The sequence below is a fragment of the Streptomyces tauricus genome (assembly GCF_014650955.1).
GTDB lineage: Bacteria > Actinomycetota > Actinomycetes > Streptomycetales > Streptomycetaceae > Streptomyces > Streptomyces tauricus.
Genome location: NZ_BMVY01000042.1, coordinates 1 through 24,643, shown reverse-complemented (window position 1 = coordinate 24,643; position 24,643 = coordinate 1). Strand labels below are relative to the sequence as shown.

Below are 24,643 nucleotides of genomic sequence, written 5' to 3'. Positions count from 1 at the left end.
CCACGACATCGCGATCACGTCGTGTTCGCCGCGAACCTCAGACTGCCTCCGTCGGCCCGAACGCGCTGAGCCCTGTGGGCCGGCCCCCGGTTGTGGACAACTCGCCCACCCGAACGAGACCTTCCACCCCGCCCCTGGCCCCGGCCGCAGCCTCGGTCCCGACCTCGGTCCCGGTCCCGGCCCTCACCCGGCCGAGGCCCCGACCCCCGTGACCCCCGAGACCCCGGTGACCCCCGCGATCCCCGACACCCGCAGGAACTGCTCCCGCACCTCCCGGTACCGCAGCAACTCCGCCGCCACCGGATCGAGAACCCGGGCCCGCCCGCATCCCGACGCCGCCTCCCGCAGTCTCCGTTCCGCCTCGGACCCGTACCGCCGCGCGGGCCCGTTCGCCGCGAGTCTGCAGGCCCACTCGACAGCCGGGCCGCCCACGATGCCGATGACCATCAGCAGCGCCGGCACCCCGAGGTTCGGCGACATGAAGCCGATGACCTGGCCCAACAGCCACAGTCCCCCGACGACCTGAAGGACGGTCATGGACGCCTGCGCGAGTACGGCGGCCGGCCACCAGCCCGGACGCGGGGGCCGGCCCATCGGTGTCCCGGCCCGTACCGCCAGTTCGTCCAGGGCCTCGCACAGCCCCTGCGACCCCCGTACGGCCGCCTCACGGACCGCCTGGGCCCAGGGCGCGGGCAGTCCGTCGGTCGCCTGCTCGGCCACCGTGCGCACCGCCTGCTCGACGCGTTGCCGCGCCGTGGCCTCCTCGTCGTCGTACGCCCGCACGGACAGCCGCCCCGTCGCGGGCTCGCGCCGGTCCTGGTACCAGCGCCACAGCCGCAGCCAGGGCGTGCCGCACGCGCGGTTGGCGTTGCGGCGCCACGCGCGCTCGGCGGCCTCGCCCGCCGCCGTGGCACCGACCGCGTCGGCGAGCCGGTCGGCGAACTCGTCGCGTGCCTCCTCGCTGAGCCCGGCCTGCCGCCGGTTGGCGTAGACGGGCCACAGACGCACCGCGGCCGCGTCCACGTCGGCCGAGATCCGGCGGGCCGCGGCGCCCCGCTCGGCCACGAAGTGACCGAGTACCTCGCGCAGTTCCCCGATGCCCTCACCGGTGAGCGCGGACAGCGCGAGAACGGTCGCGCCCGGCTCGCCGTACTCGCCGAGCGCGATCCCGTCGTCGTCGAGCAGCCGCCGCAGGTCGTCGAGCACCTGGTCGGCGGCCTCTCCGGGTAGCCGGTCGACCTGATTGAGGACCACGAAGGTGACTTCCGCGTGGCCCGCCATGGGCCGCAGATAGCGCTCATGAAGTACCGCGTCGGCGTACTTCTCCGGGTCGACGACCCAGATGACGGCGTCCACGAGGGCGAGGATCCGGTCCACGTGCTCCCGGTGCTGGACGGCCGCCGAGTCGTGGTCGGGCAGGTCCACCAGGACGAGCCCGCGCAGCTGCGCCTCGGCCTCGGCGCTCTGCAGCGGCCTGCGGCGCAACCGTCCGGGGATGCCGAGCCGGTCGATGAGGCCCGCCGCGCCGTCGCTCCAACTGCACGCGATGGGGGCGGCGGTGGTCGGCCTGCGGACCCCGGTCTCCGAGATGGCCACTCCGGCGAGCGCGTTGAAGAGCTGCGACTTCCCGCTTCCGGTGGCGCCCGCGATCGCGACGACCGTGTGCTGCCCCGAGAGCCTGCGCCGCGCCGCGGCCTCGTCCAGGACCTGTCCCGCCTCGGCGAGGGTCCGGCTGTCCAGCCGCGTCCTGGAGAGCCCCACCAGTTCGCGCAGCGCGTCGAGACGGGACCGCAACGGCCCGTCGTACGCGAGGGGTGCCACCGCGGGCGGCCTGTGGTCCACGACGACCTCCTGTACGGGCCTGGCATGGCCCTCGGCCGTGGCGGACACGCGCCGCGCGATCAGCCCGTCGTCCCAGCCACCCGCCGCGTCCGCGGAGACCGCGTCCCCGGCTCCGTCGACGCCCTCGGCGACTCCTCCGCCCGCCACGGCGGTGCCCTCCGCACGACCGGAGCCGGCGCCCGCCTCGGTGGACCCGCGCCCCCGCCCACGGGCGGAATCACCCTTCTCCTTGCGCACGATGTCCCTGCCGGGCCTCTCCTTGCGCACGATGTCCCCGTCAGCGCCCTTCTTGCGGGCGTCGTCGTCTCCCGGCTGGTCGGCGTGATCCGTGTGGTCCGTGACGGCGGTCACCGCGGTCACCTCTCCTTCTGCAGTACCGACAGCGCGGCGATGAGTTCGGCCTGGGGTTCCGGATGTACGTCGAGTGCGTCGAGCGGCGCGAGCCGCCGCTCCCGTTCGTTGTGCAGCGCCTTGTCGAGGTACTCGGTGAGCAGCCGCCCGCCCTTGTCGCGCAGCCGCAGCGCCCCGTGCGCGCCGATCCGCTCGGCGAGCCCCTCGCCCGCGGAACGTGCCCGCCTGCCGCCCAGGAGCGCGGTGGCGACCAGCGCGGCCACCACCTCGGGATCCGGCGCGACGCTCTTCTCCAGTGCGCGTACTTCTTCCTCCGCGTACTCCTCCAGGACGCGGCGCCAGCGTCGTGCCGCCATCCCGATACGGTGCTCGGCGCTCTCCAGCGTCGGATCGCGGTCCGTCAGCCCCGGCGCGCCCGCGGCGGGTTCGCGCCGCCACGCCTCGTCGATGCGCTCGTCGGCCGCGGTGACGGCGCACAGCAGGAGTGCGGCCAGGCTCTCGACGAGCGCGTCCAGCAGTTCACCGGCGCTGGAGTCCAGCGGGTAACTTCGCCACCGTTTGAGCGCACCCCCGGCGAGGACCGCCCCGGCCTGCAGTCGGCCCCGCAGACGGGTGTACTCGCTGTCGTACGCCCCGTCGACGGCCGCGGTGAGCCGCAGCGCGGCGGCGTACTGGGCCGCGGCGGCGGAGGCCAGCTCGGGCATCCGCGACTTGAGCGAGTTCAGCGCCCCGTACGCGGTGCGTGCCATCGACTGATGGCGGGCGGCCGGATCCTGCGCCTGCTGGGCCAGCCAGGCGCGCAGGGGCGCCACGGCGGTGGCCGGAAGCAGTCCCCCGCCCCAGGCCGACTCGGGCAGCTCGGGCACGGTGAAGCGGGGCACGTCGCCCAGTCCCGCCTTGGCGAGGAGCGCGCCGAACTGCCGCGAGACCTCGGACACCACCTGGTGGGGCACCCGGTCGAGCACGGTGACGAGGGTGGCGTCATGGTCCTTCGCGGTACGCAGCAGATGCCAGGGCACCGCGTCGGCGTACCGTGCCGCCGTGGTGACCATCACCCAGATGTCCGCCGCGCACATGAGTTCCGCGGCGAGCACCCGGTTTCCGGCCACCAGGGAGTCGATGTCGGGCGCGTCGAGGAGCGCGAGCCCCCGGGGCAGGGTGTCGGCGGTCTCGATGCGCAGGACACGCATGTCCTCCTCTCCGGGCAGCAGCGGATCGTCGTCGACGTCCTGTTGCGGCATCCACACACGCGTGAGGTCGGGCAGTACGCGCATCCCGCTGAACCAGTGATGGTCCTCGGGGTGGCACACGAGCACCGGAGTACGCGTCGTGGGCCGGAGCACCCCGGCCTCACTGACCCGCCGCCCCACAAGGGAGTTGACCAGCGTCGACTTGCCCGCCCCCGTCGATCCTCCGATCACGGCGAGCAGGGGTGCTTCGGGTTCTCTCAACCGGGGCACGAGATAGTCGTCGAGTTGCGCGAGCAGTTCGTCGCGGTTGGCACGCGCGCGTGGAGCCCCCGCCAGGGGCAGCGGGAAGCGTGAGGCGGCGACACGGTCGCGCAGGGCGGAGAGTGCGTCGAGCAGCTGGGGCCGTACGTCCAAGGTCACCACATGCGAAGAATGCCCAATTTTGCAGGCTTTCTAAAGCATATGGGCATGTCTGCGCGCCGATTGGACACACGGGGCCTAAGGGACGACTGGGGCGCAGGCATAACGAGTGCACAACACCCGGGGCGTGAGACGCCAAAAGCGATGCACGATTCGTACCTGCCTGCGATTATCAGGACCGCTTCACTGAACCTCCACATCGAGCCACGGAGGTGAAGCGCGAAGCGCAGGGACCCAGGAGCTCTATCCTTGTCCCCGGCAAGGTCACAGCCCCGCCCATACCCGGGCACCAGCACCACAGGCCACCACACCCGGCCCCCGTAGCTCAGTGGATAGAGCAGGCGCCTTCTAAGCGCTTGGCCGCAGGTTCGAGTCCTGCCGGGGGCGCGCACAGCTCCTTACAGGCAGCCTCTTACGGGGCTGCACCGTGTCAGGGCAGGGCAGCCGACGGCTTGATTCCGACAGCCGTCGCCGACCCCGGCACTCACTCTTTCAGGGAGCGGGTGAACGAGCCGGGCGACTGCTGCCCCGCGGCTCTGCTTTCCGTCCTCCCAGATGGGCCGTACGGTTGTCCGGGTCGCTTCTTGATCGTCTTCAGGACATGTTCGTGACATGGGGCGACACGCGCCCCTACGGTGACCGGATGACGTCGGCCAAGAAGTTCCAAGTCACCTTCGACTGCGCGGAACCCGAGCGCCTCGCCCGTTTCTGGTGCGAGGTGCTGGGATACGTCGTACCGCCGCCGCCGGAGGGGTTCGCCACTTGGGACGAGTACAAGGGCTCGCAGCCACCCGAGCAGCGGGACGCGTGGTTCGCCTGCGTCGATCCCTCCGGTGTCGGTCCGCGTCTGTACTTCCAGCGCGTCCCCGAAGGGAAGGCCGCCAAGAACCGGCTGCATCTCGACGTACGGGTCGGCACCGGACTCGTGGGTGAGGAGCGCCTCGCCGCCCTGGAGGCCGAACGCGCGCGACTGGTCCCGCTCGGCGCGGTGCACGTGCGGACGCTGTACGACGGCACCGACGCGTGCATCCCCATGCGGGACATCGAGGGCAACGAGTTCTGCATCGACTGAGGATCCCTCCCCGCCCGCACGCCCCGCGCCGCTGCCCGCCCGCTCCGTCGGCGCCGCTGCCCGCCCCCACTAATCTGTCCGCCATGAACGCACCGGGGGACATGATCGACGGTCGCTTCGAGCTGGTCGCGCGGCTCGGCAGCGGCGGTATGGGCACCGTCTGGCGGGCACGGGACAACGTGCTGCACCGGGAGGTCGCCCTCAAGGCCGTACGGCACGACGCTGCGGCCTCCGAAGCCGTCCGCGCGCGGGTGCTGCGCGAGGCGCGGGCGCTGGCCCGGGTCAGCCACCCGAACGTGGTGATGATCCATCACATCGTGGACGACGACCCGCACCCCTGGCTCGTGATGGAACTGGTCGAAGGCGTCTCGCTCCAGGAGCGGCTCGCCGACGGCCCCTTGCCGCCCACGGAGGCCGCCCGGCTGGGCCGCCAGGTGCTCGGCGCCCTGCGCGCCGCCGACGCGGCCGGGGTCCAGCACCGGGACGTCAAACCCGCCAACATCCTGCTGCGCACCGACGGCTCCGCCGTCCTCACCGACTTCGGCATCGCGGCACTCCAGGGGTCCACCGCGCTGACGGCGACCGGCGAACTCATCGGCTCACCCGAGTACATCGCCCCCGAGCGGATCCGCGGCAACGACGACGACCCGGCGTCCGACCTCTGGTCCCTGGGGCTCGTCCTGTACGTGTGCGTCGAGGGCGTCAGTCCGCTGCGCCGCGGGACGACCCTGGCCACCCTGGCCGCCGTACTCGACGAGGCCGTGCCCCCGCCGGTGCGCTCCGGCCCGCTGGCACCCGTACTCCAGACCCTGCTCGTACGGGATCCGGCGGCCAGGCCCGACGCGGCGCGGCTGGACGCGATGCTGGCGCAGGTCGAGACGGGCACGACGCCGGACTGGGCGCTGCCGACGACGACCGCCCCGCTGCCGCCCGGACCCACCACGCCCCCGACCCGCGCCCTCGGCGTCCCGTCCGCGCCCGCCGGCCCCACGCCCACGCCCGCGCCCGCCGAAGCACCCACCGAAGCGCCGGGCAGAGCATCGGGCGCCACACCGGGTGAGGAGCCGACGCGCGTCGGGGACGACCGCCCCTCCGGGCGCGGCGGGCGTGCGGCGCTCGTCGCCACCGTCGCCGTCGTCGTGGTCGCCCTCGCTACGGCCGCGACCGCCCTGGTCCTCACCCTGGGCGACCAGGGTGGCAGCGGCGGCAAGGAGGACGGTGCCAAGAGCGGCGCCGACCCCGCCGCCTCGTCGTCCTCGTCGAACTCGACGCCCTCACCGTCCGCGCCGTCCTCGAAGCGGTCGTCGGCTCCGACACCCACGTCGAAGCCCACGGCCGAGCCGTCCGCCCCCGGCTCCTCCCCCGCCGCGGGAGGCCAGTGGATCGCCCAGCTCTTCTCCGAACCGGTCGGCTCCGGCACCGCCGCCCGGGACCGGCGGCTCGCCGCCGTCCGGAAGTCCGTCCCCGAGGCCGTCTACCTCCGCAGCGACGACTACGCGTCCCTGCGCCCGGGCTACTGGGTCGTCTACGCGCCGGGGCCCTTCACCGACGGCCGCGACGCCCTGGCCTTCTGCGAGGATCGCGGCAGGACCACGCCGACCGACTGTGTCGGCCGGTACGCGAGCACGAGCGCGGACGACTACAACCTCCAGTGCCGTCCCCCGGCCGCCAACCCGACAGGCCGCTGCACACGCCCCTGAACCGCTCCCGCCCCTGAATCGCACGCGCGCGTGGGCCTCACCGAACCAGGCAGCTCATATGATCTATGACCCGGTATGACACGACTTGGTGAATGTGTCACGTTGCGTGCCGTTACCCACCGTGAGTCCTGGCGTTGAACGGGCAGTGCGGTCGCGTTCATGCCTCCGCGCTCACCGATTCGAAGGAGAAACGTGATGTCTCGCATCGCGAAGGCAGCCGGTGTCGCTCTCGGCACGGGTGCCGTTGTGCTCAGTGGTGCCGGTCTGGCCATGGCGGACGCGGACGCCGCGGGCACGGCCGTCGGCTCGCCCGGCGTGGCGTCGGGCAACGTCGTCCAGGTTCCGATCCACATCCCGGTCAACCTCTGCGGCAACACCGTCAACGTCATCGCCCTGCTGAACCCGGCGTTCGGCAACCAGTGCGCCAACATCGACGACAAGCACGAGGGTTACGGCCACTGAGCCGCCGCCCCACCGAAGCGAAAGCCCCCGGCGGTACCACCGCCGGGGGCTTCTCCGTACCTCGCGACCTCACGCATCCCGCGCGCGGGTGCCTCACACGTACCGGTAGATCCGGCTGTGGTCCTCCAACTGGTCCGGCGTCACGCCCCACGGCGGCATCTCCTCGTGCCGTGCGACGATCCGCCCGTACTGCCGCTCCCCGAGTTGCGGCGGCGACTCGGGCAGATACCGCGCGCCCCGGTGCCGCTTCTGCCAGCGCGTCCAGAGCAGGTCCACGAAGGAGTGGTGCAGCCAGAAGACGGGGTCGTTGACGGAGGCCCCGCCCAGCATGTGCCCGCCGACCCAGCGGTGGACGCGGTTGTGGTTGCGCCAGGCGTCGTTGCCCCGACCGGTCCCCCAGCCCTCCAGCCTGTTGCGGAAACCGCGGCCGGAGGTGGAGTCCCAGGGGTGCGCGTCGTACACGGGATCGTCGAGGGCCTTGGCGAGCTCCCCCGCGGTGGGCAGGTCCAGCGGATCGCGGGGCCTGCCGAAGTCACGCGTGAGGTAGTCACCGTCGGTCATCGACTCCTTGACGACCCACTTCTTGTGCCGGCGGGCGAACGGGCCGGTCATCACCTGGTGGTCGGAGCGGCGTCCGTTGCCCCCGAGGAGGTCCTCCTGCCACAGGGAGGCGGCGGGAGTGCGGTCCTTCGTCCAGTCCCAGTACGGCACGGACACCCCGGAGTCCACCCTGCGCAGCGCCCGCTCCAGGTCCAGCAGGAACCGCCGGTGCCAGGGCAGGAAGGAGGGGGTCATATGGGCCGTACGCAGCCCGTCCTCACCGTCCGACACATAGTGGTCGATGTGCACGCGGACGAATTCGTCGTACTCGCCGGTGCGTTTGATCTCCAGGAACGCGCCGACGAGCCTGCGCTTCTCCGAACGCGTCAGCGCGCTCACGTTCTTACGCGTGTACGCCATGCCCGTGCCCCTCCCGCCGCTCCGGAACCTGCTCAAGGTCCCGTTCCGGAACCCGCTCCGGCTCCGCCTCCCCGGCGGCGGCGCGCAGCCGCAGGGTGCCACCCAGTTCGTCCACGGCGGCGCGGGCGGCGGCCAGCGGAGTCGGGTACGACCGGTAGTGGTCGACCATCGTCAGATAGCCGCCGTCGGCCCGCCGCATGAGGTGCAGCGGGCGGTCGTCCACGGTCACCCGCCAGGACCCGGCGGGAGCCGTACGCGCGTCCCCGGCCGGACGTACGCCGGCCGCCGCCTCCTTGCATCCACGGATCCGGCACCCGCCGTACATCTCGTCGAACCCGGCGGCGAACCGCGCCTCGAACTCGGCCAGTTCGCCGGACGGCCCACCGGCAGGGCCGCCCGGCACGTACGGCCGCGCGCGCGTCGGTGCCGACGCCGCGACGAACGGGGCCACCGCGACCGCCACGGCCGCGGCGAGCACCCCTCTCAGGACGTCACGCCGCGTGCCGTTCCCCACTCTCATCCGCACTCCCCACCCCCCTTGGATACGTCCTGTCCGCGCTCTCGGTGCCTACAGGCCCGGAGCGAGGCCCAGGGTCGCCCCCGGCGCCGCTTGCAGGACCGGGGCCAGCAGGGCCACCTGGGGCAGCTTCACGGCGGGGAGGCCGAGCATGTCCGCACGCGGCGCGGTCAGCGGGGCGTCCAGCGAGGCGCCGGGCGTCAGGGCGCGCAGGTCGGAGTCGGGCGTGCTGGCGGCGAGGTGGTCGAAGGTGTCCCCGAGCACGCGCGGCAGCGGCGTACGCAGGTCGAGCGAGGGCAGGTCGCTGGTGACCGGCAGCTGCGGGAGGGCCCGCTCCGGCAGCAGCCGGCCCTCGACGTACCGCGGCCCTTCGGGGCTGCCCGGCGTGATCAGCGGCACGGTGCCGCTGATCCTGGGCATCTCCATGTTCAGGGAGTGCTCCACACCTTCCAGGGGCACGGCGACCGGAACCCCGTCGGCCGCGACAGCGGGCGTCGCGACGGCGGCCGCCACACAGGTGACGACGGCGGCAAGGGTTCCTCGGGTGGTCGACTTCATCTCAGGCACGGGCCTTTCGGGATTCGGGAGGGTGCGTCCGAAACGGGTAACGACCCGGCGCACGGGATCCGGTCAAAATTCCCCCGGTCGGTGCAATCTTCAGTTCGTCCATAAGTCCCACCGCGGCGTCGGAGCGAGCCTCTCGATACGCGACGCGAACCTCTCGATACGCCGCACCCCGATGACGCGGCGCGTGGGGTCAGGCGCGCAGGCTGCGTGCCGGGACGAGGGCGTGCGCCGCGCTGTTCAAGGTGTCCTCGTCACCGGCGAAGGCGGCCAGGGCCTCCGGCTCGACGGGCTTGCCCGGCTCGGCCTCGGGCCACGGGCGGGTGGTGAACAGGAAGTAGGCGTAGCCGCGTTCGCCGACCGCGGCCAGCCACTCCGGCGGTACGGGGCACTGGGCGTTGAGCTGGGTCATGCTGACGACGGCCTGACCCGACTCGACGAGGAGGCGGACCGGGAAGCTCGGCTGCCGGGTGGCGTCCACGACCTCGTCGCCGAGGGACAGTCCGTTGGCCTTCAGCAACTGCTCGACGGCGGCCGCGGAGCCCTCGGGGCCGCCCGCGCCGTCGCCGAGGGAGTAGGCCAGGAGATAGGGCATGTCGCCGTCGGGCTGTTCACCGCTCCACGCCATGACGACGAGGGTGCCGAGGTCCGCGGTGGGGAAAGGACGCGTTTCGCTGGAGATTGAGGTCACCGCGGAACCGTATCGGCGTGTCGGAATGCGTCCGCTCCCTTTCTCACCCGCCCGGGGGATTTCCATGAAGGTCTCCACACGAACGGGGGACGGGGTCGAACGGACGGGAAGAGGGAAACAGCCCGAACACGGAAAAGGAACAGCCCGAACACGGCGAATGGGCGGCACCGACGCGAAGGGCCGGTCCGCGCTGATGCGCAACCGGCCCCGCGTCGCTTCCGGACAGACCCCGCGTCGCCTTCGTACGGCCCCGCGTCACTTCTGGAGGGGAAGACCGCCCAGGAGGGCCGTGGCCCCGCCCGCCGAGTTCAGGGCGTCCGTCGCGTCGCTGATGGTGCTGAGCGCGGAGTCCTGGTTCTCCGTGTCGAGCGCCCTCGACTGCGACTGCAGGGGCATCGCGTCCACCGGCTGGGTGGTGAGCTGGGTGAGGGCCGAGTCGAGGCCGCCGTTGAGGCTGGAGGGGGGCGTCAGGTCGGCGCCAAAGGCGGGCGCGGCGACACCAGCGACGACCATGGAACCGGCAACGACAGCGGCGGCCTTCAGGGACTTCATCGTGTTCCTTTCATCGGTGACTCGCGTCACCAGAGGGAATTCTCGGTGTTCAGGCACCGTGCATGCCTGCTCTCGCACGGCTTCCTGCCCAACGACCCCTCGTCCGGACGGAAACCCCGAACACTCAAAATTCCTGGAACCCACCCGATTGAAGGCTGTCTTTCATCACCAAATGGGATCCCTCATATGAGAACCCAGAAATATTGTGCAAACAGGGGGGAAACAGCCGTCGGGCCGGCCCGGGTGACGGGCCGGCCCGACGGCCGGGACGGTGGCTGCTTCGCCTCAGCCACCGCTCCCCGACTGTGCGGGCACGTCCGAGGGCTGCTCGGGCAGTCCCGGCAGGTTCGGTGCGGGCAGGGCGCCGCCCACCGCCACCGCGGCGACGAAGTCGACCAGGCCGGTCACGACCTGTTTCGCGGCCGTCCCCAGAGCGGTGGCGTCACCGGCGACCGCCGCCCCGACGAGGGACTCGACCGAGCCCTGCAGGGCCTTGAGCGCGTCGGCCCTGAGGTCGGGCGCGGCCACACGGCCGGCCGCGGCCGGCGCGGGGAGCGCGGGGGCACCGGGAAGCGCCGGGAGGATCGACGGCGGATCGGCCGGGATCTTCGGCTCGGCCGGTGAGTTCACCTCCGCCGGCGCCTTCGGCTCGGTCGGGGCCTTCGCCGGCGGGGTCTGCGGAGCGGCAGGCGTCTGCGGAGCGGCCGGAGCCGACGCGGTCGCCTTGGTGATGGCCTCCTTCACCGCGTCGCCGAGCTTCGTGGCGTCGGCGGCGGGCAGCTTCCCGCTGTCGGCCTTGAGCGCGGCGGTGAGGAGGTCGGTGACCGGCTTCAGCACTCCGGCGACATCGGCGAGGGCCGCGGTCTGAGCCAGCAGGGCGTCGGCCTCGGGCACCGGCGCCTGGACCGCCGCGGCAGGAACAGCTGCCGCAGGCACAACCGCAGCAGGGACAGCCGCGGCGCGGGCGCCGGGTGCCGGGTCGTGGTCGGCGGCCACGGCGACGGGTGCGGCGATCCCCAGCAGGAACGTGGCGCAGAGTGCGGAGGTCGCGATACGCCGCGCGGGCAGAGCACGCATGGAGGGTCCTTTCGGTGGTGCGTTCGGTGCGTCAGGTCCTGTGCCCACCGTGGAATCGGTGACCGCCGCCTGCAACCGATCGCCCGCGCACCGCGGCGGCCCGCGTCCACCGCCGTGACCGTTCTCCCTGATGAGCCGCCATGCCCGGGCCCGCCGACGGCACTTGTCGCCCCTCCCTCCATTCGGGGCAACGCGGATCGGCCGCCCTCCCTGGGGGAGGACGGCCGATCAGGGGCCGGGCTTCGACGTCAGTCGTTGGCGCACTCGTTGCCGAACGCCGGGTTCAGCAGCGCGATGACGTTCACGGTGTTGCCGCACAGGTTGATCGGCACGTGGACGGGGACCTGCACCAGGTTGCCCGACAGGACACCCGGGGAGTTGGCGGCTGCGCCGTGCGCGTCACTGTCGGCGGCGGCGATGCCGGCGGTGCCCGCCATGGCGGCTGCGGCAACGGAGGTAAAGACCAGGCCCTTCGCGATACGCGACATGGAGAGGTGCTCCTTGGGATTGAAACAACAACCGGGCGGGATGCCCGGCTCTGGAATCAACGCGCGGCACGGACGCGGGTTGTGCCTCCAAAAGAGTGACGCTCCGAGCCGTTACCAGAAGCGCGTCAGGGGGTTATCCGGAGGCATGCACACGATTCCGACACACTTGATGGGTTTCACCGATAAATACGGATAGCGGCTACAGTTGCGTTCCTCCTCAGATCATCACAGACCGCCCCAGATCACCTCTGATCGTTTGAAACAGACGGAGAGTCATGTCGGCACTCGTGTGATGTCCACGTCCCGTCCGCCGATGTCCTCGTCTCGTCCGCCCGCAAGGGCCAGAACCTCTGCCGCCGAAATTCCCCCCGAAAGGGCGACGCCGGTCATGCGCAATTCCCTGGGTCTTCTGCTGCGCCGTGGGATGGTGGGTGCTTTTTCCCTCGCCTCGCTGTGGGTGCCGGGCGGGCCGGCGGCGGCCGCCCCTGTCCCGCCGGACGCCACGGCCGCGCAACCCGCCGCCGAGGCGGAGAGCGTGGCCTTCACCCAGCGGTACCGTGCGCTCGGGCACGGCGGGATCGTCCGGGCCGCCAACGCGTCGATCACCTGCCGTACGCCTGTCGCGCCGACAGCGGTGTCGTGCCCCGCCGCCCGCGCGGGCCGGGCGGTCGCGAACGACGGCTTCGACATGTTCTACACGGACATCGACAAGGACCCGAACACCTACAACTCCAGCAGCGCCGAGGTCCGTCTGCCGTCGGGCGCCCGCGTCTCGTACGCGCGGCTGTACTGGGGCGGCAATCTGCGGGTCGGCGAGCAGAAGCCGCCGAAGGACAACGGCCGGGTGCTGGTCTCCGAGCCCGGCGGCCAGTACAAGGAGGTGCTCGCGGACACCCTCGTGGGGCACCGGGTCGCCCGTGGCGCGGACGCCTTCCAGGCCTCGGCGGACGTCACGCGGCTGGTGCGGTCGAGCGGCGCGGGCGCGTACACCGTGGCGCAGGTCAATGTGGCGATGGGGCACTCGGCGGCCGGCGCGTGGGGCGGCTGGACGCTGATGGTGGCGTACGAGAAGGAGTCGGAGCCGCTGCGGCATCTGGCGATCTGGGACGGCTTCGGCCCGTTGGGGCCGGATGACGACCAGGTGGTCCGGGTGGACGACATGCCGTTCCCCGAGGGGGCCACCGGTCGCGTGGGGCTCGTCGCCTACAACGGCGACCGCGGGCGGACCGGCGACTCGCTCACCGTGTCGGACGGGTGGGGCGCGGCGGTCCCCCTCGGCGACAGCGCCAACCCCCGGGACGACGTACTGAATTCGACGATCGGCGAGTCCGGCGGGACGGCTGCCCCGCGGACGCCCGCGTATCCGAACACGCTCGGGTACGACTCCGACGTCCTCGATCTCCGCGAGGGGCTGCGGCGCGGCGGGGACCGGCTGGACTTCCGGCTGGAGTCGCTGCGGGACGCCGCCTGGGCCGGGGCGCTGTTCGTCGCCGTCGACGCGAAGCGCTGATGCCCTTCCCTTCTTCTCCCGACCTCTCGACCGACCTCTCCTCCGACCTCTCCTCCGACGTCTCCCCCGGCCTCTCGCCGGACCCCTCTCCGGGACCTTCTCCCGATCCGTCCCCCGTGAGTGAGGAAAGCCCGCATGCGACTGTCACCGACCGGCCCAGGACCGCGGCCACGGGTCCTGCACGTCTCCCAGCCCGTCGACGGCGGGGTGGGCCGCGTGGTCACCGACCTGGTGCGCGCACAACTGGCCACCGGCGCCGAGGTCACCGTCGCCTGCCCGCCGGACGGCGGCCTCGCCAGGACGGCCGAACTCCTGGGCGCGGACGTACGGCACTGGCACGCGACCCGCTCACCGGGTCCGTGGCTCGCCCAGGAGGTACGGAGTCTGCGTCAGGTCGTACGGGAGGTGCGGCCCGACGTCGTGCACGCGCACAGCGCCAAGGCCGGGCTCGCGGCACGGCTCGCCGTACGCGGGCGGGTGCCGACCGTGTTCCAGCCGCACGCCTGGTCCTTCGAGGCGGTCGGCGGGCCCACCGGTCTCCTCGCCCTCAACTGGGAGCGGCTGGGTGCCCGTTGGGCGTCGCGGGTGGTGTGCGTCAGCGAGGCCGAGCGGCTCACCGGGCAGCGGTCGGGGATCAGGGGCCGGTGGAGCGTCATCCCCAACGGCATCGACACCGAGAGCTTCCACCCGGCGCCGGTGGACACCGTACGGGCCGGGATTCCGCTGCTCGAAGGCGTCGACGCGGCGGCACCCCTCGTGGTGTGCGTCGGGCGGCTGTGCCGGCAGAAGGGGCAGGACGTCCTTCTGGAGGCATGGCACGAGGTGACCCGGCGGGTGCCGGCCGCACGGCTCGTACTGGTCGGCGACGGGCCCGACGCGCAGGCGCTGCGGGCCTCGGCTCCCCCGTCCGTGCTGTTCGCCGGGGCCGTCACCGACGCCACGCCCTGGTACCAGGCCGCCGATCTGGTCGTCCTGCCGTCCCGTTGGGAGGGCATGGCACTGGCACCGCTGGAGGCCATGGCCTGCGGGCGGCCCGTCGTGATCACCGATGTGGACGGGGCGCGCGAGAGCCTGCCGCCGGGCCAGGGGCCGCGCTGCCTGGTGCCGTCCGAGCGGCCGGACGCGCTGGCCGGGGCCGTCGCCGAGCTACTTCTCGACCCGCTGGTGCGCGAGTCGCTCGGTCATCAGGGACGCCGGTACGTAACGACCACGCACGACGTGCGGCGCACGGCCGCGGCCGTCGCCGACGTGTACCGCGACCTGGTCGGCACCTGGCCGACCGGGCGGAACACGGGCGTGGACCACACCGAGTACAGGGAGTCCATCCACACGTGACTGCGGAAAGTACCGTTCCCTCCCCCGGCGGCCGGCCGCGGGCGGCGGACCATGGATTCACGCCCGTCTCATCCGTCTCATCGGCCTCGTCGGGCTCGCCCGTCTCGGTCATGCCGCCGCGCGAGGCCGTCGGCGGCTTCGCGTTCCCCAGCGGCAGACGGCCCTTCGTGCACCGCGTACGTGCCGTACACCGGGTACGGCACGTACGGCGGCCCTCACGGCTGCCCCTGCCCGCCGTGGACATCGGCGCGGCGCTGGCCGGCGGTGCCCTGGCACTGCCCTGGCCGCATCCGCTCCCGCTCGCCGTGCTGGTGCTCGCGGTGCTCCGGCTGAACGCGCACGCGTCGCTGTACCGCGGCACGTCCACACCCGCCGTACCGGCCGCACTGGACGAACTGCCCGCCGTCTGCGCCCGGATCGCGGTGGGCTGGTGCGCGCTCGCGGCCCTGCTCGCCGCGTACTCCCCGGAGCACGCGTTGTCCGCCCGCGCCCTGGTCCTCGGGTGCGCGGTGCAGTCGCTGGTGAGCTGCGTGGGCCGGGGTGTCGTGCACGGGCACCGGCGCCGGGCGCTCCTGCGGCGCCCGCGGGCGGCCCTGGTGGTCGGCCGTACCGTCGACGCGCAGCGGGTGGCGGCCGCCTTCCTGCGGCACCCGGGCTGCGGGGTGCGGCCGGTGGGCGTCGTCGCCGACGAGGCGGGCGACGGCGAGGGACTGCCGGTGCTGACCACCGGCGAGGAGGTCCAGCGGGCCCTCATCCAGAACGGCGTGCAGGACGTGCTCGCCGTGAGCCCGTCCGGATGGTCCGAACAGGCTTCGCTGCTGAGGGCGTTGGGCGAGTCGGGCTGCGCCGTGTGGGAGGTGCGCGCGGACTCCTCGGCGTACGGGCGGGCCGACCGGCTCGCCGGGTTCGCCTGCCGTCGGCTGCCCATGGGACGGCGGTACGGGAGCGCCGGGAAGCGGCTGCTCGACGTGCTGGTCTCCGGGGTGCTGCTCCTGCTGGTCAGTCCGGTGCTGCTGCTGTGCGCGGTCGTGCTGCGGATCGTCGACGGGCCCGGGGTGGTGTTCCGGCAGGAGCGCATCGGCAAGGACGGGCGGCCGTTCACCCTGCTCAAGTTCCGTACGCACCGGCCGGTCGACGCGCACGAGGCCGCGACCCGCTGGAGCGTGGCGAACGACCACGAGATGGTCTGGTTCTGCCGCTTCCTGCGCCGGACGTCGCTGGACGAACTGCTCCAGCTGTGGAACGTCTTCTGGGGCGACATGAGCCTGGTCGGACCCCGCCCCGAACGGCCCTTCTTCGTGGGCCAGTTCAGCCAGACGTACCCCGGTTACGCGGCCCGCCACCGGATGCGCACCGGGATCACCGGACTCGCGCAGATCCACGGACTGCGCGGCGACACCTCGATCGAGGACCGCTGCCGCTTCGACAACGCGTACATCGACAACTGGTCGCTCTGGCAGGACATCTGCATCCTGGCGCGCACCGCGGTCTCGCTCGTGCGCCCGACAGGGAGCTGAACCGGTGACCCAGGTCCTGCCCGCCCCGCCCCTGGTCGCCGTCGTGGCCGCGGCGCCCCGCCGCTTCCTCCCCGTGCTGCCCGTGATCGCGCTGGTCCTGACGCTCGCGCTGCCGGTCTCCGGGGACGGCGGCGGCACCCTCGCCGACGCGGTGTCCGGGCTGGTCGTGGTCGGCTGCGCACTGCGTCTCGTACGCGGCCGCCGGCGCCCCCTGTCCCGTACCGCCGCCGTCGTGCTCGGGCTGCCCGTCGTAGGGGTCGCGGTCGCGACGGCCGGCGCGGCCTCGGCCGGGGTGGGGGCCGAAGGGCTCGTGCGCTATCTGCAGGTCTTCGTTCTGGTACCCGCGGCGGTGATGCTGCTGGTACGCGACCGCCGTGACGCCCGCCTGGTCGCCTGGTCCCTCGTCGGGCTGGCGCTGTGGCAAGGAGCGCTCGGGGTCCACCAGTTCGTGACCGGGACCGGGGCCTCGTACCAGGGCGAGATGATCCGGGCGGTGGGCACCTTCGGAGCGACGGACATCATGGGCATGGCGGCCGTGGTGGCGTTCGGGCTGGTGTGCGCGCTCGGTCTCGCGCTCGGGTCGGGGCCCGCGCGGCAGCGGACCGCGGCGGCGGTGTGCGCGCTGGCCCTGCTGCTGCCGCTCGCGCTGTCGTTCAGCCGGGGCGCGTGGATCGCGACCGCCGTGACGTGCGGGGCGCAGCTCGTGCTCGCGGGGATGCGGCGGGCCGTGCAGGTCTTCGCGGCGGTGGCGGCGGCCGCGGTGGTCCTGGTGGGCGGGCTCGGGGTGGGCTCCGCGATGCTCCAGGAGCGGATCAGCAGCATCACGCAGGTCGCGGACGCGCCGGACCAGTCGGTGACCGACCGGTACACGATGTGGACGGCCGCCGTCGACATGTGGCGCGATCAGCCGCTGACCGGGGTGGGGCTGAAGGGCTTCCCCGACCACCGCGACGGGCACGCCTCGCTCGCGCTGTCCTCGGGCAGTGACACGGACGGGGCGGGCGCCGGTTTCCAGCGCCAGCCGCTGTTGTCACCGCACAACATGTATCTGCTGATCCTCAGCGAGCAGGGGCTGCTGGGGCTGCTCGCGCTGGCCGGCAGCTGGCTGGCCCTGCTGGTCCTCGCACTGCGGCGGCTCATCCGCGCACGGCGTTCCGCGAGCGGCCTCGACTGCGCGCTCGTCGCCTGCGGACTGCTGGTCTGGCAGCTGGTCGACTTCGTGTACGCCGACATCGGCGGCCCCTCGACCGTGCTGACCGCGCTGGTCATCGGCTTCGCCGCCTGGTGGGCACTGGCCGACGAGGGCGGCGACGAAACCGCCCACGAAGGTGCCCACGAGAGGGCTGGGGAACGATGACGGTGACGCCCTCCCGGGCCGAGGACGAGGGAACGGTGGGAGGAACGACGGAGGGAGTGGCGGAGGGAACGGCGGCGCGAAAGGGTCGCCGCCGCCGGACCGGAGCCGTGACCGCCACCGGGACCGAAGCCGGCATCGGCACCGGCACACGAGGCGGGACCGGCACCGGGACAGCGGGCGAGAAGCACGGCACGGCCGCCGGGACCGCGACGCACGGCGACACCGCGACCGGGTGCGCGGACGACGTCCAGTTGCCCGGCGCCCGTGTGGCGACGGCCGACGCCGCACCAGGCGGGGCCGCCCCCACCGGCACCGGGGCCGCGCCCGCCGAAGTCACCCCGCCCACCCGTGGGTTCCTCGCCAAGGCCACGCTCGTCACCGCCGTCCTCTCCATCGCGGGCGCGCTGCTCGGCCTCGGCCGGGACCAGGCGCTCGCGCATCTCTTCGGGGCCGGGACCGAGACGGACGCCTTCCTGGTCGCGTGGACCGTGCCGGAGGTCGCGGCGACGCTGCTGATCGAGGACGGGATGGCCTTCGTGCTGGTCCCGGCGTTCAGCCTGGCCGTGGCACGCCGGGCCCGCGGAACCGGCGGCGACCCCGTCCGGGCGCTGGTCGCCTCCACCCTGCCCCGGATCACGCTGGTCCTCGTGGGGGTCTCCGCGCTGCTGATCGCCGGGGCGCCCTACCTGGTCGCGGGGCTCGCGCCGGGACTGCCCGACCCCGGGCTCGCGGTCGACTGCACGCGGCTGACGGCGACCTGCGTCCTGAGTTTCGGACTCGCCGGCTACTGCAGCGCGGCGCTGCGCGCGCACCGCCGCTTCCTGGCTCCGGCCGCCATCTACGTCGCCTACAACACCGGCATCATCACCGCGATGTTCGTCCTCGGCGGCCACTGGGGCGTGCGGTCGGCGGCCATCGGCGTCGCGCTGGGCGGCTGCCTGATGGTGGCGGCGCAGCTTCCCGCCCTCGTACGACAGCTCTTCGGCCGCCACCGGACCGAGACCACGACCTCGACCTCGACCTCGACCTCGACCTCGACCTCGACGGCGGCGACGGTCTCAACCGCGGCCGGTGCCGAAAGCCCCGTGGCCGGGCAGCCCGGGGAGCGATCGGGGACGCACCCGCAGACGCACCCGGTGGCACACCCTGTGACGCACTCGGTGAATCTCGCCCTCGTCACCCCCGTCCTGCTCTTCGCCCTCTGCCGTCAGTCCCAGGTCCTCATCGAGCGCTATCTCGCCTCGCACCTCCCCTCCGGAGCCATCTCGCACCTGAACTACGCGCAGAAGGTGGCCCAGATCCCGATGACCCTCTCGCTGATGCTGTGCACGGTCACCTTCCCGGTGCTGGCGCAGGCGCTCGCCGAGGGCGACACCGAGCGGGCCCGCCACCGGGTCGAGCACGACGTCTCGGTCGCCGCGTGCATAGTCCTGCTGGGCGCGGCGGCGGTCTTCGCGTGCGCGCCGCAGATCATCGAACTCCTCTTCCAGCGCGGCGCGTTCACCGCGCGGGACACGGCGGCGACGGCGACCGTCATGCGGGTCTACTCGGTGGGGCTGCTCGGCCACACCCTCGTGGGCGCGCTCGTACGGACGTACTTCTCGGCCGGCCGCCCCACCTGGTACCCGCTCGCTGCGATGGCCGCGGGCATCGTGGCCACCTCGTGGATCGGCGCCGCGACCGTCGGCGCCTGGGGGGTGTCCGGGATCGCCGCCGCGAACGCGGTGGGGATCACCCTCACCGCGGCGCTGCTGCTGTCCGGCATGAACGAGCGGCGCAGCGTGCCGATCCGTACCCGCCGGGTCGTCCACGAACTCAGCAAGCCGCTGCGCGCGGCCGTGTGCGCGGCGGTCGCGGGGGCCCTGGTCGCCAGTCGCTTCGACTCGTCCGCGCCCGCCCTGTTCGCCGGGGGTCTGACCGTCACCCTCGTCTACGTCCTGCTGCTCCGGTTGCTCGGCGTCCAGGCCGTCGCACCCGCCTTCCGAACCGCCCTCCGCTCCGTCACCCGAAGGCTCCCCCATGCCCGTTGCCGCTGACCCGACCGACCCGACCGACTCCACCGACCCGGCCCCGCGTACAGATACGCCCCCGGTCGTCCCCCGCGTCGCGCCCCTGTGGGTGGCGATGTACCACTCGGTGGGCGACTGCTCCGACGACCCGTACCGCATCACGGTCTCGCCCGACCGCCTCGACCGGCAGCTGGGCTGGCTGCACCGCCGGGGCCTGCACGGGGTGGGCATGGCGGACCTCCTCGCGGCCCACGCCCGGGGCGAGGGAAAGGGCCTGGTCGGCCTCACCTTCGACGACGGCTACGCGGACTTCGCCGACCACGCCCTGCCCGTACTCCAACGCTGGGGCTTCGGCGCCACCGTGTTCGTCCTGCCGGGCAGGCTCGGCGGCACGAACGAGTGGGACCCGCTCGGCCCCCGCAAACCCCTCCTGAGCGCCGACGGCATCCGCCGGCTCGCGGACACCGAGGGCCTGGAGATCGCCTCGCACGGCCTCACCCATGTCGACCTCACCCTGGCGGACGACGCGCTGCTGGGCGCCGAGGTCGGTGGCAGCCGGGCTCTGCTCTCCGAGCTGACGGGCCGTGAGGTGGCGGGCCTGTGCTACCCGTACGGGACCGTCGACCAGCGGGTCGCCGACGCCGTGCGGGCCGCCGGGTACGGCTACGCGTGCGCGATCGACCCCGGTCCGCTCACCGGTGTCTTCGCCCTGCCCCGGGTGCACATCGGGGAGAACGACACCTTCTGGCGGCTGCGGCTGAAGTACGGGCTCAACCGGCTGCGCAGGCGCCCGGTGCCCCTGGCGGCGGCCGACGCGGTGACGGAGGAGGCCCGGTGAGGGCCCTGCACGTCATCACCGGGCTCGGCGTCGGCGGGGCCGAGCAGCAACTGCGGCTGCTGGTGCGGAACCTGCCCGTCGACTGCGACGTGGTGACCCTCACCAACCCGGGCGCGGTCGCGGAGGGCCTCGTCGCGGACGGCGTGCGCGTCACCCACCTCGGCATACAGGGCAACCGTGACCTCGCGGCGCTCCCGCGCCTGGCCCGGCTGATCCGCCGCGGCCGCTACGACGTCGTCCACACCCACCTCTACCGGGCCTGTGTGTACGGCAGGGCCGCCGCGCGGCTCGCCGGGGTGAGGGCCGTCGTGGCCACCGAACACTCGCTCGGCGACTCGCAGATGGAGGGCCGCAGGCTCACCCCCGGCGTTCGCGCGCTGTACCTGGCCAGCGAACGGCTCGGCCGCTCCACCGTCGCGGTCTCGCCCACGGTCGCCGAACGGCTGCGCCGCTGGGGCGTGCCGGGACCGCGCATCGAGGTCGTACCGAACGGCATCGACGTGGACCGCTTCCGCTTCGACGCGGCCCGCCGCGAGAGCACCCGGCGGCGGCTGGGGCTGCCGCAGGGGGCGTACGTCGTCGGGGGTGTCGGGCGGCTGACGGCCGGCAAGCGGTTCGAGGTGCTGGTGCGGGCACTGGCCGAACTCCCCGACGACGTCTGGCTGCTGCTGGTCGGCGGGGGCCCGGAGGAGAGCGTGCTGCGGCGGGCGGCGCAGCGCACGGGGGTCGCCGACCGGGTGCTGTTCACGGGCGAGCGCCCGAACGGACCAGCACCGCAGACGGCCGCACCGCACGGACCCGCACCGCTGGGACCGGCACAGCGCGGCGTCGCGGACGGTCTCGATCTGCCGGCCCTCACCGACGCCATGGACCTCCTCGCCTCGCCGTCCGCCGAGGAGGCCTTCGGGCTCGCCGTCGTGGAGGCCCTGGCGGCCGGCCTGCCCGTGCTCTACGTCTCCTGCCCGGCCGTCGACGACCTGCCCCGGGACGCGGCCCCGTTCGCCCGCCGGGTGCAGGGCGGCGCGGACTCCTTCGTACGGGCCGTGCGGCAGGCCCGTGCGCAGGGCCCCGGGCCGCGCTCCGCGCCACAGGCCGCCCATCACTACAGCATCGCCCGCAGTGCCGACCGGCTCATGGACATCTACACGGCCGCAACTCTGGGAGTGAGTTCCACATGACCGACAACCCCATCCGTATCACCGGGCGGCCGGGAACGGCCCTCGCGCGGGCCAGGGCGCTGCCGCCGTGGTCCCTGCTCGCCGCGGGCGCCCTCCTCGGCGGGGTGCTCGGCGGCGCGTACGGCAGCCTGAAGACTCCGCAGTACACCGCCACGAGTTACGTCATCGCCGTCCCCACCGAGCAGTCGGACCCGGCGGCGGCGCTCGGCTTCGCGCAGGCGTACGGGCGGGTCGCCACCCAGCTCGCGGTGCTCGGGGACGCCCAGGTGTGGGCGGGCGTACCGGTGTCGACCCTGCGCGAGAGCGTGCGGACGGCGACCTCGCCGGACGCGCCGATGGTCGCCGTGACCGCCACCTCCACGCAGCCGGACCTCGCCGCGGACATCGCCAACGCCGTGTCCCGCTCGCTGACCCGGCACGCGAACGACGCCGAGAACAGCACGCATGTGGAGCTGCTGCAGTTCTCGCGGGCGATCCGGCCCACCGAGGCGTCCTCGGCGTCCGCGTCGGTGACCGCTCTCGTCGGCGCGAGCGCCGGCGGACTGCTCGGCGGACTCGCGCTGCTGGTCCGCCCGCGCCGCGCCCCGGGGGCCGCGCCCACGGCCTCGGTGCCGGGCCCCGCCACCGCCGCCGACGTCCACGGACAGCTGTGAGAGCCGCCGCGCTGCGGACCCAGCCGCGCACCGAACTGCGTACGGAACTGTGCACGGACGAGCGGGAGTTCGGCCGGCTGGCCGAGGAGTGGGGAAGGCTGTACCGGAACTGCGGCACGGCCACCCCGTTCCAGAGCCACGCGTGGCTGCACTCGTGGTGGCTCTCGTACGGCACGCCCGGCTGGCTCCGGCTCGTGCTCGTGCGCGACGGCGCCGACCTGGTGGCCGCCGCGCCGCTGATGCTCGTACGGCAGCCGTGGCCGGCCCTCGTACCGCTGGGCGGGTCGATCTCCGACTTCGGGGACGTGCTGATCGAGGACGGCGAGCGCGCCGACCGTGCGGCCTCCGCCCTGGCCGACGGGCTGGCCGCGGCCGCGCGCACCGCGCTGATCGACTTCCGTGAGGTACGGCCCGGCGGCGCGGTGGAGCGGGTGTACGCGAGCTGGCGCGGGCCCCGGCGGCAGGTGCCCGACTCGCTGTGCCTGGAGCTGCCCGCCCTGCCGATGGACGACCTGATCGGACGGCTGGCGACGGCCAAGGCCCAGCAGCGGGTCCGCGCCAAGCTGCGCAAGCTGTCCGCGCTGGGGGTCGAACGGCGGGCCGTACGCCCCGACGAGGTCGACACGGCCCTGCGCAGACTGCTGGAGCTGCACCGGCTGCAGTGGCAGGGCCGGAAGGTGACCACCGAGCATCTGCAGGATCGCTTCGCCGAACATCTGATCCGTTCGGTGGGGCCGATGGTCCGCGCCGGGGACGCGGTGGTGACCGAGTTCCGGGTGGACGGCACCGTGGTGGCGGTCGACCTGACGCTCCTGTCGGAGCGGCTGGCGGGCGGCTACCTGTACGGCGCGCATCCCGAGCTGCGGGAGCGCAAGGCGGACGTGGCGACGATGCTGCTGAACTCCTGCGCCCAGCACACCGGCACGGACACGGGCACCGGCACGAGCGGTGGAGCGGGCGGGCGCCGGGTGCTCAGCCTGCTGCGCGGCAACGAGCCCTACAAGCACCACTGGCGCCCGCAGCCCGTGGTCAACCAGCGTTTCCTGCTGGCCCGGCGGCGGACGGCGCCGCTGATGTCCGCCGCCGTCTGTGACGTGGCCGCCCGCAGCCGGGGCAAGAAGCTGCTCGACCGGTTCCTCGGCTGGAAGGCACGCGGTGGCGGCAGGCCGTGACCGACCCGCCGCCACCTCCGTCTCCGTCGCCGTTCCCGTCTCCGGGTCAGCGGTTGCGCGACCACCAGTCGAAGCGCAGACAGAGCTTCCCGCCGAGCCAGTACTCCACCCAGTCGCCCAGGGCCACCGGCGAACAGTTCGGCGGCTGCACCGGTGTCGGGTCGGTGGGCTTCGGCGGATCGGTCGGCTTCGGGGTCGGGTCCGTCGGCTTCGGAGTCGGATCGGTGGGCTTCGGGGTCGGATCCTTGCGGCCGAAGAGCACGGACCGGTAGATCTCCGAGGCCTCGGGGTTGTCGTCGCACTGCCACACACCGTGCGGGCAGTAGTCGGTGAGCGTGTTGTACAGCGGCTTGTGCTCGTCCAGCCAGGCGAGCATGCGCTTCATGTAGGTCGCGTTGTCGCCGTTTCGGAAGAGCCCCCATTCAGGATAGGAAATCGGCTTTCCGTGCGCTTTCGCGAAGTCGACGTGCGCCTGAAGCCCGTAGGGCTCCGAAACCGCCTCGTCGAATGACTGTCCGTGCGGCTGGTCGTACGAATCCATGCCGATGATGTCGACCGTCTCGTCGCCCGGATAGCACTGGGTCCAGGGAATGGCGTCCCGGCCGCGGTTCGGAGTGAAGTCGAAGCGGAATTTCTGCCCCGGCACCGCTCTCATGGCGGTGACGATCCTGTCCCAGTACTTCTTCCAGGCCTCCGGGTCCGGCCCGCAGCGATGGGTGTACGTGATGCCGTTCATCTCCCAGCCGAGCACGATGACGGTGTCGGGCACCTCCAGCTCGACGAGCCGCTCGGCCAGCTTGCGGAAGTGGTGGTCGTACTCCCCGGCCGCGCCGCGCCGCAGCAGAGCCCGGACCTCCCGGTCGGAGACGCCCTCCTCGTTGCGCTCCAGCATGGGCACGTTGAGGACGAAGAGCCGGTCGGCCTCCGCCCGCCGCCAGTGGGCCCAGGCGTCGAGGAAGCCGGGCAGGCCCTCGATGTTGCTCCAGCGGTCGCCCGGCAGATACGTGTGCGCCACGCGCAGCTCGGCCCCGCCCAGCCAGCGGCTCAGCTCGGCGATCCGGGCCACCCCGCGGGGCCCGTAGTCCAGGTAGGCGCCGTAGGCCGGGCTCTCGGGGTCCTTCGGCGGCGCGGGCCGCGGGGTCGCCCCTGCGGGGGCGGCCGGCGCGGGGACGGCCGGCGCGGCGACCG

22 protein-coding genes and 1 tRNA gene are annotated in these 24,643 nt (G+C 73.2%); 13 read left to right on the top strand and 10 right to left on the bottom strand.

Annotation, left to right across the window (positions count from 1 at the left end):
* Nucleotides 1–183 precede the first annotated feature (183 nt).
* Nucleotides 184–2,193: a YfjP family GTPase gene (locus tag IE278_RS36770; protein WP_189779285.1), complete on the bottom strand. Its 2,010-nt coding sequence runs from the start codon at nt 2,191–2,193 to the stop codon at nt 184–186.
* A gap of 5 nt (nt 2,194–2,198) precedes the next feature.
* Nucleotides 2,199–3,806: a dynamin family protein gene (locus tag IE278_RS36765; protein WP_189779223.1), complete on the bottom strand. Its 1,608-nt coding sequence runs from the start codon at nt 3,804–3,806 to the stop codon at nt 2,199–2,201.
* A 311-nt stretch (nt 3,807–4,117) separates the two neighbouring features.
* On the opposite strand from IE278_RS36765, the gene IE278_RS36760 reads away from it, so the two are divergent.
* From IE278_RS36760 to IE278_RS36745, 4 genes are all read left to right on the top strand, one after another.
* Nucleotides 4,118–4,190: transfer RNA gene (locus tag IE278_RS36760), tRNA-Arg, on the top strand.
* Nucleotides 4,191–4,446: 256 nt separating this feature from the next.
* On the top strand, nt 4,447–4,875 hold the full coding sequence (locus IE278_RS36755) for a VOC family protein (RefSeq protein ID WP_189779221.1): 429 nt from the start codon (nt 4,447–4,449) through the stop codon (nt 4,873–4,875).
* An 83-nt stretch (nt 4,876–4,958) separates the two neighbouring features.
* Complete coding sequence (locus IE278_RS36750; RefSeq protein WP_189779218.1) at nt 4,959–6,575, top strand: serine/threonine-protein kinase; 1,617 nt, start codon at nt 4,959–4,961, stop codon at nt 6,573–6,575.
* Nucleotides 6,576–6,770: 195 nt separating this feature from the next.
* A complete protein-coding gene (locus IE278_RS36745) occupies nt 6,771–7,037 on the top strand; it encodes a chaplin (RefSeq protein WP_189779216.1) in 267 nt (88 codons plus the stop codon).
* A gap of 93 nt (nt 7,038–7,130) precedes the next feature.
* On the opposite strand, the gene IE278_RS36740 is transcribed toward IE278_RS36745, so the two are convergent.
* The 7 genes from IE278_RS36740 to IE278_RS36710 form a co-directional block, all read right to left on the bottom strand.
* On the bottom strand, nt 7,131–7,997 hold the full coding sequence (locus IE278_RS36740) for a tyrosinase family protein (RefSeq protein WP_189779214.1): 867 nt from the start codon (nt 7,995–7,997) through the stop codon (nt 7,131–7,133).
* Nucleotides 7,981–8,517: a tyrosinase family oxidase copper chaperone gene (locus IE278_RS36735; protein ID WP_189779212.1), complete on the bottom strand. Its 537-nt coding sequence runs from the start codon at nt 8,515–8,517 to the stop codon at nt 7,981–7,983. Before IE278_RS36735 ends, IE278_RS36740 begins: the two co-directional genes overlap by 17 nt.
* Before the next feature lie 48 nt (nt 8,518–8,565).
* Nucleotides 8,566–9,072 (bottom strand): hypothetical protein, encoded by a 507-nt coding sequence (locus tag IE278_RS36730; RefSeq protein WP_189779210.1) that lies wholly within the window; start codon nt 9,070–9,072, stop codon nt 8,566–8,568.
* A 199-nt stretch (nt 9,073–9,271) separates the two neighbouring features.
* Nucleotides 9,272–9,769 (bottom strand): DUF5949 family protein, encoded by a 498-nt coding sequence (locus IE278_RS36725; protein WP_189779208.1) that lies wholly within the window; start codon nt 9,767–9,769, stop codon nt 9,272–9,274.
* A gap of 255 nt (nt 9,770–10,024) precedes the next feature.
* Nucleotides 10,025–10,321, bottom strand: a complete 297-nt coding sequence (locus IE278_RS36720; protein WP_189779206.1) for a hypothetical protein — start codon at nt 10,319–10,321, stop codon at nt 10,025–10,027.
* A 285-nt stretch (nt 10,322–10,606) separates the two neighbouring features.
* Nucleotides 10,607–11,398: a hypothetical protein gene (locus IE278_RS36715; protein WP_189779204.1), complete on the bottom strand. Its 792-nt coding sequence runs from the start codon at nt 11,396–11,398 to the stop codon at nt 10,607–10,609.
* Between the two features lie 248 nt (nt 11,399–11,646).
* Complete coding sequence (locus tag IE278_RS36710; protein WP_107016158.1) at nt 11,647–11,886, bottom strand: chaplin; 240 nt, start codon at nt 11,884–11,886, stop codon at nt 11,647–11,649.
* A gap of 388 nt (nt 11,887–12,274) precedes the next feature.
* Here IE278_RS36710 and IE278_RS36705 point away from each other — a divergent pair, with 388 nt between their 5' ends.
* The 9 genes from IE278_RS36705 (at nt 12,275) to IE278_RS36665 (ending at nt 23,455) form a co-directional block, all read left to right on the top strand.
* Entirely contained in the window at nt 12,275–13,396 is a 1,122-nt protein-coding gene (locus tag IE278_RS36705) for a DUF3344 domain-containing protein (RefSeq protein WP_189779202.1), read from the top strand.
* A gap of 135 nt (nt 13,397–13,531) precedes the next feature.
* Nucleotides 13,532–14,731 (top strand): glycosyltransferase, encoded by a 1,200-nt coding sequence (locus IE278_RS36700; RefSeq protein ID WP_189779200.1) that lies wholly within the window; start codon nt 13,532–13,534, stop codon nt 14,729–14,731.
* Nucleotides 14,728–16,248 (top strand): exopolysaccharide biosynthesis polyprenyl glycosylphosphotransferase, encoded by a 1,521-nt coding sequence (locus IE278_RS36695; protein ID WP_189779198.1) that lies wholly within the window; start codon nt 14,728–14,730, stop codon nt 16,246–16,248. The genes IE278_RS36700 and IE278_RS36695 overlap by 4 nt, the downstream gene beginning before the upstream one ends.
* A gap of 4 nt (nt 16,249–16,252) precedes the next feature.
* Entirely contained in the window at nt 16,253–17,605 is a 1,353-nt protein-coding gene (locus tag IE278_RS36690; RefSeq protein WP_373312189.1) for an O-antigen ligase family protein, read from the top strand.
* Nucleotides 17,606–17,856: 251 nt separating this feature from the next.
* Complete coding sequence (gene murJ / locus IE278_RS36685; RefSeq protein ID WP_373312194.1) at nt 17,857–19,641, top strand: murein biosynthesis integral membrane protein MurJ; 1,785 nt, start codon at nt 17,857–17,859, stop codon at nt 19,639–19,641.
* Between the two features lie 88 nt (nt 19,642–19,729).
* Nucleotides 19,730–20,452: a polysaccharide deacetylase family protein gene (locus IE278_RS36680; protein ID WP_189779273.1), complete on the top strand. Its 723-nt coding sequence runs from the start codon at nt 19,730–19,732 to the stop codon at nt 20,450–20,452.
* Complete coding sequence (locus IE278_RS36675) at nt 20,449–21,630, top strand: glycosyltransferase (protein ID WP_189779189.1); 1,182 nt, start codon at nt 20,449–20,451, stop codon at nt 21,628–21,630. The genes IE278_RS36680 and IE278_RS36675 overlap by 4 nt, the downstream gene beginning before the upstream one ends.
* Nucleotides 21,627–22,283, top strand: a complete 657-nt coding sequence (locus IE278_RS36670; protein ID WP_189779187.1) for a YveK family protein — start codon at nt 21,627–21,629, stop codon at nt 22,281–22,283. Before IE278_RS36675 ends, IE278_RS36670 begins: the two co-directional genes overlap by 4 nt.
* Nucleotides 22,280–23,455: a GNAT family N-acetyltransferase gene (locus tag IE278_RS36665; protein ID WP_246571268.1), complete on the top strand. Its 1,176-nt coding sequence runs from the start codon at nt 22,280–22,282 to the stop codon at nt 23,453–23,455. The genes IE278_RS36670 and IE278_RS36665 overlap by 4 nt, the downstream gene beginning before the upstream one ends.
* Before the next feature lie 46 nt (nt 23,456–23,501).
* On the opposite strand, the gene IE278_RS36660 is transcribed toward IE278_RS36665, so the two are convergent.
* A partial coding sequence (locus tag IE278_RS36660) for a glycoside hydrolase family 26 protein (protein WP_189779185.1) occupies nt 23,502–24,643 on the bottom strand: 1,142 nt, incomplete at its 5' end.

Bases quoted from the DNA above. Each gene is read 5' to 3' on its own strand.
- IE278_RS36670 (WP_189779187.1), top strand. From the start codon at position 21,627: ATGACCGACAACCCCATCCGTATCACCGGGCGGCCGGGAACGGCCCTC.
- IE278_RS36730 (WP_189779210.1), bottom strand. From the start codon at position 9,072: ATGAAGTCGACCACCCGAGGAACCCTTGCCGCCGTCGTCACCTGTGTG.
- IE278_RS36715 (WP_189779204.1), bottom strand. From the start codon at position 11,398: ATGCGTGCTCTGCCCGCGCGGCGTATCGCGACCTCCGCACTCTGCGCC.
- IE278_RS36755 (WP_189779221.1), top strand. From the start codon at position 4,447: ATGACGTCGGCCAAGAAGTTCCAAGTCACCTTCGACTGCGCGGAACCC.
- IE278_RS36720 (WP_189779206.1), bottom strand. From the start codon at position 10,321: ATGAAGTCCCTGAAGGCCGCCGCTGTCGTTGCCGGTTCCATGGTCGTC.
- IE278_RS36700 (WP_189779200.1), top strand. From the start codon at position 13,532: ATGCGACTGTCACCGACCGGCCCAGGACCGCGGCCACGGGTCCTGCAC.
- IE278_RS36750 (WP_189779218.1), top strand. From the start codon at position 4,959: ATGAACGCACCGGGGGACATGATCGACGGTCGCTTCGAGCTGGTCGCG.
- IE278_RS36740 (WP_189779214.1), bottom strand. From the start codon at position 7,997: ATGGCGTACACGCGTAAGAACGTGAGCGCGCTGACGCGTTCGGAGAAG.
- IE278_RS36680 (WP_189779273.1), top strand. From the start codon at position 19,730: ATGTACCACTCGGTGGGCGACTGCTCCGACGACCCGTACCGCATCACG.
- IE278_RS36735 (WP_189779212.1), bottom strand. From the start codon at position 8,517: ATGAGAGTGGGGAACGGCACGCGGCGTGACGTCCTGAGAGGGGTGCTC.
- IE278_RS36745 (WP_189779216.1), top strand. From the start codon at position 6,771: ATGTCTCGCATCGCGAAGGCAGCCGGTGTCGCTCTCGGCACGGGTGCC.
- IE278_RS36705 (WP_189779202.1), top strand. From the start codon at position 12,275: ATGCGCAATTCCCTGGGTCTTCTGCTGCGCCGTGGGATGGTGGGTGCT.
- IE278_RS36710 (WP_107016158.1), bottom strand. From the start codon at position 11,886: ATGTCGCGTATCGCGAAGGGCCTGGTCTTTACCTCCGTTGCCGCAGCC.